This is a genomic window from Leptotrichia sp. oral taxon 498 (genome assembly GCF_002240055.1).
Taxonomy (GTDB): Bacteria; Fusobacteriota; Fusobacteriia; order Fusobacteriales; family Leptotrichiaceae; genus Leptotrichia; species Leptotrichia rugosa.
In genome coordinates this window covers 1,262,335-1,274,373 of the sequence record NZ_CP016753.1, presented here as the reverse complement: position 1 = coordinate 1,274,373, position 12,039 = coordinate 1,262,335, and the positions used below count along the sequence as shown (strand labels likewise).

Here is a 12,039-nt window from a genome sequence, read left to right as displayed (position 1 = left end):
CTACTGTACTCCCGATGAACCTCCGATTATTTCGGTCAATTCCTGTGTTATAAGTCCTTGACGCTCTCTGTTGTACTGCACTTCCAATTTTTTTATCATATCTGCAGCATTGTCATTGGCTTGCTTCATTGCTGACATTCTGGCTGAATGTTCACTTGCAGAATTTTCCAAAAGAGCCTGATACAATTTTATGTTTAAAACTTGTGGAATAAACGCATTTAGCACTTCATCTTCCGATGGGTCAAACATATACTCTTTTGTTGGAAGCCCTTCCTTTTTTTCAATTGGAAGTAATTTTTCTGTCTGGATATTATATTCTACCGCTGATACAAATTTTGAGTAAATTAAATAAACTTCGTCATAGTAGTCATCCAAATAAAACTGTACAACATCTTCACTTATTTTTTTTGCTTTTTCAAACATAGTCTCAGGTATCATTTGTGTGTATTCACTATCGACATCTATATTTCTTGTTTTGCAATAATCTTTCGCCTTTTTTCCGATTGTAATTACAGAAATCTCTTTATTTTCTTTTTGAAAATTTCTTCTCATTTCTTCAAGTTTTCTATGCGTATTTGAATTAAAACTTCCACAAAGCCCTCTATCTGAAGTCATAACAATAATTCCAACTTTTTTTACCTGAGATTTTCCATCGAATATTACAAATTTATTACCTTTTAATCCCGCAACTAAGTTATCAAACGCTATATCCAGTGTCTCCGCATAACTACGAGATTTTAGCGTCAATACTTGAAACTTTTTAAATTTTGTAGAAGAAACAATATTCATCGCATTTGTGATTTGACTCGTATTTTTTACGCTGTCAATTCTCTCTTTTATTTCTTTCATATTTGCAGCCATATTTTTTCACCTACTTACCAGACATACTCTTCTTTAAAGTCTTGAATAAAGTCATTTAAAGAATTTTTAATTTCATCATCAATCTGTTTTTTCTCCAAAATCTGTTTCAAAATAATCGTTTTGCTTGAAAGTGCATCAATTAATTCTCTTTCAAACTGTCGAACTTTTTCTGTTGGAACATCGTCAAAAAATCCATTTGTTACACAGTAAAATGAAATTACTTGTTCTTCCACTTTATACGGACTGTATTGTCCTTGTTTTAATACTTCCATTATTTTAGAACCACGATTTAATTGATCTCTTGTCGCTTTGTCCAAGTCTGAACCAAATTGTGTAAACGCAAGTAATTCATTATATTGTGCAAGTTCCAATTTCACTTTTGAAGCAACTTGTTTCATCGCTTTTATTTGTGCTGATCCACCGACCCTTGATACAGAAACTCCTGCATTTATCGCTGGTCTAAATCCTGAATTAAATAAATCAGTTTCCAAGAAAATCTGTCCATCTGTAATCGAAATTACATTTGTTGGAATATATGCCGAAATATCTCCAGCTTTTGTTTCAATAATCGGTAGCGCCGTAATTGAGCCACCACCCAATTTATCACTTAATTTTGCAGCTCTTTCAAGAAGTCTTGAGTGCAAATAGAATACATCTCCAGGAAAGGCTTCTCTTCCAGGCGGTCTTTTAAGCAGTAAAGACATTTCACGATAAGCTACAGCGTGTTTAGACAAATCATCATAAATTATCAAAACACTTTTTCCATTATCCATAAAATATTCTCCCATTGCCACTCCCGCATATGGTGCCAAATATTGAAGCGGTGCAGATTCTGACGCTGTTGCCGCCACAATTATAGTGTAGTCAAGCGCTCCTGTTTCCTCTAATTTTCTATAAATTTGTGCAACTGTCGATCTTTTTTGTCCAATTGCAACATAAATACAAATCGTGTCATTTTCTTTTTGATTTATTATTGCGTCAATTGCTATTGCTGTTTTTCCAGTTTGTCTATCTCCAATTATAAGTTCCCTTTGTCCCTTTCCAATTGGAAACATTCCGTCAATTGCTTTTATTCCAGTTTGCAGCGGTTCACTTACAGGTTTTCTTGCTATTATTCCAGAAGCCTGTCTTTCTATTGGCATATATTTACTAGCTTTTATTTCACCTTTTCCATCAATAGCATTTCCCAGTGCATCTACAACTCTTCCAAGTAATTCTTCTCCAGCAGGCACTTGTGCAACTTTTCCTGTTCCCTTTACTAAACTTCCTTCTTTTATTCCGATTGTTTCTCCAAAAATAACTGCTCCGATATTGCTTTCTTCTAGATTTAGAGCCATTCCAGTTGCACCATTCTCAAATTCTAATAGTTCTCCAGACATAGCATCACTTAATCCATAAATTCTAGCAATTCCATCTCCAACTTCGAGAACTGTTCCAGTGTTGGAAATATCAATTTTATTTTTGTAATTTTCTATTTCGCTACGAATTATCTTACTTACCTCTTCTGGTTTAATCTTCAAAAAAAGCACCTCCATTTCTAAAAAACTTTTTTCATATCGCTTATTTGATTTTTTATTGAACCATCAATTATTTCATCGTTTACCTTTATGATTCCTCCACCAATTATACTTTTATCAACAACTAAATTTAATACAATTTTTTTATTGTATTTTTTTTCCAATTTTTTTGTTAATTTCTTTTCCTGTTCATTTGATAATTTTTTTGCAAATATAGCTGTCACAGGAAGTTTATTATTTTCCTTGTAATAAATTTCCAAAAATTTAGCTTTTATTTTCGCTACTGAAGATAATCTATTTTTTTTAATGATATATCTTACCACTTTAATTGACTCTGCACTAGCAAAACTAAAAGATTTTTTTAAAAACTCTTCCTTTTCAGAAAATTTAATTATCGGATTTTCTAAAATTCTTCTAAACTGTTCTTCTTCTGAATATTTTTCAATTAAAATATTAAGCACTTCTCGAACTTCATCTATTTTATTAGAAGATTTTGCTATATCATAGATAGCTTTGGCATATGTTTTTGCAATCTCGTCTTCCATAATTTTAATCTCCTAATCCATCAATAAATTTATCAATTGTTTTATCTTGACTTTTATCAATATTTTCTTTAATAATTTTTTCTGCAAGATCCACAGCCATTTCTCCGACTTCTTTTTGCAACTCAAATTTAGCTTTTTGTCGCATTTTTTCAATATCAGCTTCCGCTTTCATCATCATTCTTTCACGGTTATTCATAGCCAAATTTATAATTTGATCTTTTCTTTCATCAGCTTGTCTTTCAGCTTTTATCAAAATGTCATTTGCACGTCTTTTGGATTCTTTTTTTAACTTTTCAATATTTTTCTTTTTTTCTTCCAATTTTTCTTTTTCATTTTCAACGATTTCCATTTCTGATAACGCCATTTTTTTTCTATCTTCCAAAATTTTTCCAATTTTTTTTGAAAATGCCCGCGTGAAAAAATAGACTAATACTAAAAAATTTATTATTTGAATAGCCATTGTAAAATCAATATTTACTAATTTTGCTCCTTCATTCATTTTTTCTCCTTAATTTTTTAGAATTATTTTTTATTTTATATTTTTACCCCCTATTAATTTTATATTCAAAATACCAGGTTGAAAAATAACTTCCTCTTCTTTTCCTTTAGCTTTTATCACAAACTTAAATAAATAACGATATTTTTTGTTGCTTAATGCAAACAGATCTTTTAATTTAGAAATTTTTACTTTTTCTAAATCAATTTTATTATCTTTTAACAAATTTCTTAAACTAACTGTACCAATAATGTCCGATTCTCCATTCCAACTGACAGGGTTTTGGTCTTTCTCGTTTCCAAACCCTTTTATTTTAGAATTTTTACCAACTTCAGTTCCCCATTCTTCCACAAAAGGTTTATTTTCTTCTCTCTTTACTCTATTTTCTGGAACTTTTGAAGAAATCAATAATTTTTCACTTTTTTCAGATATAATCAAATAAACTTTTACGCTTTCCAGTTCAATTTCTGGTTTTTTTATCTGAAAACCAGCAACAAAACTTGTATTTAATTTATCAGATTTTGTAAGTTCACTACTTTCATCAGAATTGACCTCATTAATTCCAGTAAATAAAATTTTATAATTTTCAGTTGACACCATAGTTGCACTTGCTAAAATTTCTTCCGAATTTTTAGTGAAAGACAATATTTTTTCAGGATTTACTTTTGTAATTTTATCTATTTTTACCCTATCAACTTGTTTATCTTTTTCAATTTTATCATCTACCATTTTTTGCGATTTCTCTAAAATTTTCATATTTTCTTTTTTACCAGAAAACTCTTTTTCAATTGATTTCTTAGTTTTATTTATATCTTTTCCTATCTCTACATCACTTAAACCCTTAGTACTCGATGGTTTATTTATTCCACTATTATTTGACTTTCCCTCAGTTGTTTTTTTTCCAGATGACTTATTGTTATTCTTTTTATTTTCTGGATTTTTTTCATCAGAAGTCTTTTTTCCCATTATTTTAGGAAGCTTTTTATTATTTACTGGATTTAAAGTTTTTGGCATCGATTTTGTGTCTACTTTTTTATCAACTGTTTTTGCTGGTGTTTTAACAGATTTTGTCTTTGTTGTAGCTGAACTTTTTGGTGCTGGTTTTGTAATTTTTGTGTCATTTTTTTGGGTACTTCCAGCCGTTTTCTTTGTAGTTGTCTGCTTAGTTACCTCTTTTGTTTCTTTTGATTTATCGCCAGTCTCCTTTTTCAGCGTTCCTGTTCCTTTTTTTGGAGTTACTGTTTTAGGTTTTGTAGTTTCAGATTTTTTTTGTGTTTGGTTATTTACTGCCACTCCAAAAGATATATTAAAAAATGTAATTAAATACAATCCTATTGTTATTTTTTTTAAATTTATGACACTCACAACCTTTCTTTAAAAATATAAGAACTATCCTTTTAAGAAAATTAATAAGAATGCGATTACTAATGCATAAATTGCTGATGACTCAGTAATTGCCAATCCTGTAATTAATGTCTGCATAATATCTTGTTTTGCTTCAGGTTGTCTTGAAATAGCTTCTACTGCATATCCTGTTGCAATTCCTTGCCCAAGTCCTGCTCCAACTCCTCCTATTGCTGCTATTCCTGCTCCTAATAATGCTGCTGCATTAATGATTTCTGCTGTTGCTGCCATTTTAAATCCTCCTATTTTTTTATTTTTTTTATTAGTTTTTTATTCTTTATACTCTTTGATATTCAAATTTATCTTAAATTATTCATCTTCCTCTTCTTCGCCTAATCCTTCACTGATATAAACGGATGACAACACTGTAAAGACAAACGCTTGAACAATTCCTATAAATAAATCTAAATATAGTTGTAAAATCATTGTCCAACCCACTGCGAACGAGAAATTTCCTTTTAATAAATTATTCGTTATAGACTGAAACAACTGATGCCCCACAAGGCTGTATAAAAGTCCCACGATTACTAATCCTGCAAGCATATTCCCAAATAAACGCATTGATGTATTCAAAACTTTTGAAAAGATGTCAACAATATTTAGCGGAAACATAAACCACATTGGCTCAAACAACGATTTTAAATATGCTCTAAATCCGCCTTTTTTTATAGAAACTGTTAAAAAAAGAACAATTACTACAAGTGACAGTCCAATTGTCGTATTTGGATCAGCTGTCGGCGTTCTAAAAAATGGTTTTATTTCCATTCCATGCTGTCCTTTTAAAATCATTATCACAAACGGAAATAGAAATCCACATAAATTTGAAAACATTATAAAGGCAAATAGTGCCGCAAAAAATGGAATATATTTCTTTTTATATTTTCCAAAAGTTGTAAGAAATGTATTTTCAATAAAATTATAATATTCTTCCATTATAATTTGCATTTTGCTTGGATTTTTTACACTTGCATTTTTTGTCCCCAAATTTATAATGAACATTATTACAAGCATTAAAACCCAAGTATTTAATACTGTCTGACTTAGCGAGAATTTAAAGCTGCCGATAATAAAATTAAAATAATGCGGGGGCTCTACAACTGAACTCGGCGATTCAAAATTAATCGGCAAAACCGTACTTACAATTGCCAAAATAACATTTACAATCACCATCATAAGAATTAAGAGTCCAATAAATTTAAAAACTTTATTTTTCATCAATTTTCCTCCTTTCTTCTAAGAGTTCTTTTTTATTTTTGGAGCAAAAAGATTAAAAACTTCACTCGTACTTTCATTATACTCCAATTATTTTTTTTTTGCAAATTTTATTCTTTAGTTTAAAATTTCACTTTTTCTTGATTTTATTGACTTTGTATCATAATCAAGTCTTTTTATTTAGATATTTTAATCTATTTTTCAATAAAATAACACAATGTTTTATTAATACAAAAATAATTATTGTTTAATTTTTTTTAAATAATTATTCAAAATAATCGAGAGTTTATAATTTGTCGCTCCAATCCCAGTAAATAAAAGATTTGTCAGTACATGCCCCACAAAATATCTCTGGCTGACTTTTCCAACAATAAACATTCCGATGCAAAAAACTAAAAGTCTTTTCCAAAGCTCAAAATTTCCACGTAATTTTGGATTATTTTTAAAGTACAAAATCTTATTTATTCCCGAAATAAGAAGCCTAACATTTATTAATGAAATTATTCCTCCCACAAAAAATCCAAAGTAAAGTTCTACAATTTTAAAAACAAGTCCAATAAAAAATACAATTATTGTAATATAAATTGAAAGTTTATAATTTTTTCTTATTTCACAAGGCATATTTTCAAACATTTTTACTCCTCACTTTATATTATTAATTTGTTTAATTAAAGACCAATAACCTGAAACCGCGCCAATCACAAGAAATATAACTAAAACTATCGGCTGATCAGTTTTAAATAAAAACTTTTTTAAAAGCATATAAAATCCTAACATAAGAAGTACTGGCACGGATAAAGTATAAACCATATTTGTAGCTAGTGCAAAATATTTTATAAGTTTATTATTTCTTTTTCGATTTTTTTTCTCATTTTCATTGTGCCGTCCAAGTTTTTTTTCAATTTCATAAATTCTTTCTTTTCTTTTTTCTTCTTCATCAATATTTTTTTTGTCTGTATTTTTTTCATTTATATTAAAATTTTTTTTATTTTCTGACATATTTACTTTTCTCCTAACTTATATTTTTTTTAATACAAAAAATATTCGGCTCTCCCCAAATTCAGGATTACTCGCCGTGTCAAATATTTCAAATCCATTTTTTTGAGCAGTTTTAATTATCCACTTCGGATCATAAATAAATTTGTACTGAATATCATTGTATTTTCTAAATAAATTATCATTGGAATTTTCCCTGACAAACAAATCTATTTCCACAAGATGTTTTCTTTGCGAAAGTTTTTCGTGACGCCAAATACTCGTATATTCAGGCTCTTCATCCAAAAATACATCATTTTCAAAAATTTCAGAAAAAATATCTTCCGTGACGGCATCAAAAATTAAAAATCCATCTTTTTTCAAATTTTTAGAACATTTTTCCAAAAACTTTTCAAATTCGCTTCCATTTTTCAAATAATTTACCGTGTCAAAATTACAAATAATATTGTCAACTTGGCAAATTTCACCATTTTTAAAAGTACTCTCAAAATCTATAATATTTTCTTTTATAAGTTTAAAGTCGCAATTTTCAAGTTTTTTATCAGCTATTTTTTTCTCCGCAATGTCCAACATTTTCTCCGATAAATCAACTCCAGTTACTGAAAATCCATCTCTCAAAAACCGAACTGAAAACTCCCCAGTTCCACATCCCAAATCCAGCAAAGTTCCTTTTTCCCTAATAAAACTCCTAAGAAAATTATACCAGCTGTCATAATCTACGTGTTTCATGAATATATCATAAATTTCCGCAAATTCTTTATGTTCCATATTTCTCACCTTTCTTTTCTCTCTTTAATTTTAGTTATATTATAACACAAAATTTTAGCAAAAAACACGTTGATAATAATATAAATTATTATTAAGAAACATATTATACGAAAAAATCATCTGAATTTTTATTCGACTTTTTTTATTTTAAAATTAATTAAAATATACTAAAGAGATAAAAAATGAGGCTTAAGTGCTACCATTACTTTGACACCGTAAATTTACAGCCTAGCTATCTATTTGGATTTAAGCTTAGATATTCACAATTGAAAATTCAAAATTTATTTTAAGGAATTGAAAATTTTTTAATGTTAATAATCCTGTATTAATACACTATAGAATAATAACATTTAATATTTTAATTTTAAATTAATTTTTATAAATCATATAATCCATATAAAAAAGTATATTTATAATTTAAGAATATAACAAAATATACCTTGCCTATTTTTTATAAATATATTAGAATTTGTTAAAATAAAAAATAAGGAAAAAGGAGGAGATTAATGAGTAATATTGAAAACAAGACACTTTGTTTAAATATTGCTAATTTAGAAGAATTTAAGCAAAAAATAAAAAATAAGTTCTGTATAAATGAATTTGATATTTTAGATGAAAATATAATTAAAATACAGATTAAAAATTTGGCTTTTGGAGTTTATTTTCTTAAGAATAAAAAAAGAAATGGGGAGTTTGTAGTAATAAAGACTGACAAGGTGATAGATTGTGGGGAATTTGAAATATTTTCAGAAAAGAAAAATTTTTATTCGGATTTATATTTCTTGATTTTCCACTCAACTGAAAAAGAAAAATACGAACATTTTGAAATACTTTTACAAAAAATCAGTGATGATATTTTAAGAAAAATATTGAAAAAATTAAAAACAAAAAATATGTAATTTAAAAATTAAATATTTAATCTTAATTAATTTAAAAAGGATTAACTTTTTCATAGAATATAAGTTAATCCTTATTTATTTTAGCAATTATTATAATTTTTTTTATATTTTATGTTATACTTTGTTCATAAATTAAGAGAAAGAAAAAAGAAAAGAAAATATATATAATACTGTTAGGGTCTGTTCCATATATTTAGTAATTCTAACTACTTTATGAGGCAACTTCATCTTTTTTTCTTTAAAAATATGAATTTAATTTTTCTATAAATAAAAAAAATGCACCTCCAAATCTTCCAATTTCACATCTTCCGCTTCTTTGGTACATTTTTTATTTTGTAATTATTTTACACTTTTTCAAAATTAATAAAACAATTAAAATAATTTCGACTATATTAAATAAAATCTATTTTTCATCTACTTTTTTCTTTAATAATCCTAGCAATATTGCTGATATAATCGCACCAACTACAACTGCGAATAAATACAAGAAGAAACCGTTTCCACCATTTGCAGTCTTACTTAATCCCATTACTAAAATTCCGCCATGTGGTGCTGGTATTTTAACTCTGAATAATCCAATTAAAGCTCCTGCCACTGCTGAACCTACAATACTTGCAGGTATTACTCTTGTAGGATCTGCTGCCGCATAAGGAATTGCACCTTCTGTAATAAATGAGAATCCCATAATGTAGTTTGTAAGTCCTGCTTCTCTTTCTTGTGCAGTAAATTTATCTTTAAACAGTGTAGATGCCAATGCAATTGCTATTGGTGGAACCATTCCTCCAGCCATGACTGCCGCCATTGAGAAAGTTCCTCCCGAAGTCATTGTTGCTGCTGTCAATGTTCCTGTTCCAAATACATATGCTACTTTATTTATAGGTCCACCCATGTCTACTGACATCATTCCACCTAATATTGCTCCTAATAATATTGCACTTGCTCCTTGCATTGAAGCCAAACCATTATTTAACCAAACATTTATGAAAGTAGCTATCGGATTAACAACTACCCACATTATTGTTCCTGTTATTAATACTGATAATACTGGATATAATAAAATCATTTTTAATCCATTTAATGATCTTGGCAATCCTGACAATACTTTTATTAAAAGTTTAACTACTACACCTGCTAAAAATCCACCAATTAATGCACCAATAAATCCTGAAACTGGACCATCTTTTACTATTGGCTGAGTTGCTAAGAATCCTGCAACAAGTCCTGGAGTTAACGCAGCTCTTTCACTCATACTAAACGCTATGTATCCACCTAAAATTGGCAAGAACAATCCAAATGCCGCTTTTCCAACTGTCATCAACAATTTCGCCATTGCATTTGTTGTACCAAAATTAGATCCTGCATTTGCATGGCCTGTCAACGTATCAACCAAAAACGCCAATGCAATCAAAATTCCTCCACTTATTACCAACGGCAACATATAAGAAACTCCACTTAATAAGTGTTTGTAAAGTCCTTTTTTCTCACTTGAAGCCTCTTCACCTGAAGAAGCTTCCGAAGAACCACTTGCATGGAAAATAGGTGCTTTTCCATCTAAGACTTGTTGAATTAACGCTTTTGCATTATTAATTCCTTCTTTTGCTTCCACTTGAATTAACGGTTTTCCATCAAATCTATCCACTTCAATATTTCTATTTATCGCTAAAATAACACCTTTTGCTTTCTTGATGTCATCGCTTGTCAAAACATCTTTTCTACCGTCTGCTCCATTTGTTTCTACTTTTATTTTTACTCCCATTTCTTCAGCTGCTTTTTTCAAGGCTGCCGCTGCCATATATGTATGCGCAATCCCTGTTGGACAAGCTGTTGCTGCAATAATGTAAGGTTCATCATCTGAAGACGAAGAGTTAGCTACCGATGCCGGCACTTTTTTCATCTCTTCTTTTTTAGCTTCATCTGGGAATTTTTCCGCTTCTGTTTTATTGATAATATCTAAAACTGCATCTGCTGTTGGAGCTTTTTCCAAAGCTTCTTTAAAATCATCATCCAATAATAACTGTGAAAGTCTAGCTAATGTCTCAATATGAGTATTATTCGCTCCATCTGGTGCTGCAATCATAAAGAACAATGTTGCAGGTTCTCCGTCCAATGAATCGTAGTCAATTCCACTCATTTTTCTTCCCATTGCAAGAGCTGGTTCTTTTACAAATTCCGTCTTTGCATGAGGAATAGCAATTCCTTCTCCAATTCCTGTTGAACTTTGTTCTTCTCTTGCTTCAAGCGCTTTTACATATCCATCGTAATCATTTAAAACACCTGTTTTTTCGTGAAGTCTTGCTAATTCTCTTATAACACTTGGCTTATCACTTGATTTTATGTCAAGATTTATTCTATCTTTTATTAATAAATCTGATATTCTCATATCTTTCCACCTTTCATATTTTTATTTTTAAATTTTATAATTTTTCTTTTAAAATCTCAATTTCACTATATAACTTATCAACTAAATCTTTTTCTGCCATTCCATAAGAATAAGCTGTCGCGCTTCCTGAAGCAACTGCTAATTTAAAAGCATCTTCTATAGTCATTCCTTTGACAAATCCTGCCACAAATCCAGCTACCATTGAATCTCCAGCACCAATCGAATTAATCAGTTTTCCTTTTGGAACACTCGCTTCTAAAACAAAATCTTTGTTTACAAGCAAAGCTCCATCTCCACCACGAGATAAAATCACATTTTTTACCCCTCTGTCCAAGAAATATTTACATTTTTCAACGATTTCCTGTTTAGTTTTCAATTTTTCACCAAACATATCTCTCAATTCATGGATATTCGGTTTGACGAAAAGATTGTTATGAATGTTGTCCTGCAATAAGTTTCCTCTCGTATCAAGCACTATTTCCACATTCGCTTTTACATTTCCTGACAATTCTTTATAAATCTTGCTGCTAATTGATGAAGGAATACTTCCAGACAGCACTAAAATATCTCCATCTTTTAAATCTGACATTTTTTTCACTAATTCCTGTAATTTCTCATCTGTTATTTTTGGTGAAACTCCAGTTAATTCTGTTTCTTTATCATTTCCATTAACTTTTACGTTAATTCTTGTGATTCCGTCTAGCTTTACAAATTCTGATTTTATTCCATCTTTTTGCAAATTTTCTACAATGAAATCTCCTACAAATCCCGCAACATACCCTAATGCTGTAGATTCAATTCCTAAGTTTTTCAAAACTTTTGAAACATTTATTCCTTTTCCACCTGCTCTATAGTTTACTTTTTTCGCAAGGTTCAAATTTTCTGCTTCCAATTCATTTTCCAAATACATGTCGTAATCCAATGCAGGATTTAATGTCAATGTGTAAATCATCTTTTCCTC

The 12,039-nt window shown here is 29.4% G+C and carries 13 protein-coding genes; 1 reads left to right on the top strand and 12 read right to left on the bottom strand.

Annotated elements, in window-relative coordinates:
• The 10 genes from atpG to BCB68_RS06295 form a co-directional block, all read right to left on the bottom strand.
• Positions 1-861: an ATP synthase F1 subunit gamma gene (atpG, locus tag BCB68_RS06340; RefSeq protein WP_094080006.1), complete on the bottom strand. Its 861-nt coding sequence runs from the start codon at positions 859-861 to the stop codon at positions 1-3.
• Positions 862-875: 14 nt separating this feature from the next.
• Positions 876-2,381 carry a F0F1 ATP synthase subunit alpha gene (atpA, locus tag BCB68_RS06335; RefSeq protein WP_094080005.1) on the bottom strand — a complete coding sequence of 502 codons (1,506 nt, stop codon included), beginning with the start codon at positions 2,379-2,381 and terminating at the stop codon, positions 876-878.
• A 17-nt stretch (positions 2,382-2,398) separates the two neighbouring features.
• Complete coding sequence (gene atpH / locus BCB68_RS06330; protein WP_237048578.1) at positions 2,399-2,923, bottom strand: ATP synthase F1 subunit delta; 525 nt, start codon at positions 2,921-2,923, stop codon at positions 2,399-2,401.
• A gap of 4 nt (positions 2,924-2,927) precedes the next feature.
• Positions 2,928-3,422: a F0F1 ATP synthase subunit B gene (gene atpF / locus BCB68_RS06325; protein ID WP_094080003.1), complete on the bottom strand. Its 495-nt coding sequence runs from the start codon at positions 3,420-3,422 to the stop codon at positions 2,928-2,930.
• Positions 3,423-3,452: 30 nt separating this feature from the next.
• Positions 3,453-4,784 (bottom strand): hypothetical protein, encoded by a 1,332-nt coding sequence (locus BCB68_RS06320; RefSeq protein ID WP_094080002.1) that lies wholly within the window; start codon positions 4,782-4,784, stop codon positions 3,453-3,455.
• Between the two features lie 24 nt (positions 4,785-4,808).
• Positions 4,809-5,054 carry an ATP synthase F0 subunit C gene (atpE, locus tag BCB68_RS06315; protein ID WP_068156643.1) on the bottom strand — a complete coding sequence of 82 codons (246 nt, stop codon included), beginning with the start codon at positions 5,052-5,054 and terminating at the stop codon, positions 4,809-4,811.
• 78 nt (positions 5,055-5,132) lie between these two features.
• Positions 5,133-6,038 carry a F0F1 ATP synthase subunit A gene (atpB, locus tag BCB68_RS06310; protein ID WP_094080001.1) on the bottom strand — a complete coding sequence of 302 codons (906 nt, stop codon included), beginning with the start codon at positions 6,036-6,038 and terminating at the stop codon, positions 5,133-5,135.
• 237 nt (positions 6,039-6,275) lie between these two features.
• Positions 6,276-6,668 carry a hypothetical protein gene (locus tag BCB68_RS06305; RefSeq protein ID WP_094080000.1) on the bottom strand — a complete coding sequence of 131 codons (393 nt, stop codon included), beginning with the start codon at positions 6,666-6,668 and terminating at the stop codon, positions 6,276-6,278.
• Between the two features lie 9 nt (positions 6,669-6,677).
• Positions 6,678-7,034 carry an AtpZ/AtpI family protein gene (locus tag BCB68_RS06300; protein ID WP_094079999.1) on the bottom strand — a complete coding sequence of 119 codons (357 nt, stop codon included), beginning with the start codon at positions 7,032-7,034 and terminating at the stop codon, positions 6,678-6,680.
• Between the two features lie 18 nt (positions 7,035-7,052).
• Complete coding sequence (locus BCB68_RS06295) at positions 7,053-7,799, bottom strand: class I SAM-dependent DNA methyltransferase (protein WP_094079998.1); 747 nt, start codon at positions 7,797-7,799, stop codon at positions 7,053-7,055.
• 506 nt (positions 7,800-8,305) lie between these two features.
• On the opposite strand from BCB68_RS06295, the gene BCB68_RS06290 reads away from it, so the two are divergent.
• Positions 8,306-8,698 (top strand): hypothetical protein, encoded by a 393-nt coding sequence (locus BCB68_RS06290; RefSeq protein ID WP_094079997.1) that lies wholly within the window; start codon positions 8,306-8,308, stop codon positions 8,696-8,698.
• A 403-nt stretch (positions 8,699-9,101) separates the two neighbouring features.
• On the opposite strand, the gene BCB68_RS06285 is transcribed toward BCB68_RS06290, so the two are convergent.
• Entirely contained in the window at positions 9,102-11,078 is a 1,977-nt protein-coding gene (locus BCB68_RS06285) for a PTS fructose transporter subunit IIABC (RefSeq protein WP_094079996.1), read from the bottom strand.
• 34 nt (positions 11,079-11,112) lie between these two features.
• On the bottom strand, positions 11,113-12,030 hold the full coding sequence (gene pfkB, locus BCB68_RS06280) for a 1-phosphofructokinase (protein ID WP_094079995.1): 918 nt from the start codon (positions 12,028-12,030) through the stop codon (positions 11,113-11,115).
• Positions 12,031-12,039 lie beyond the last annotated feature (9 nt).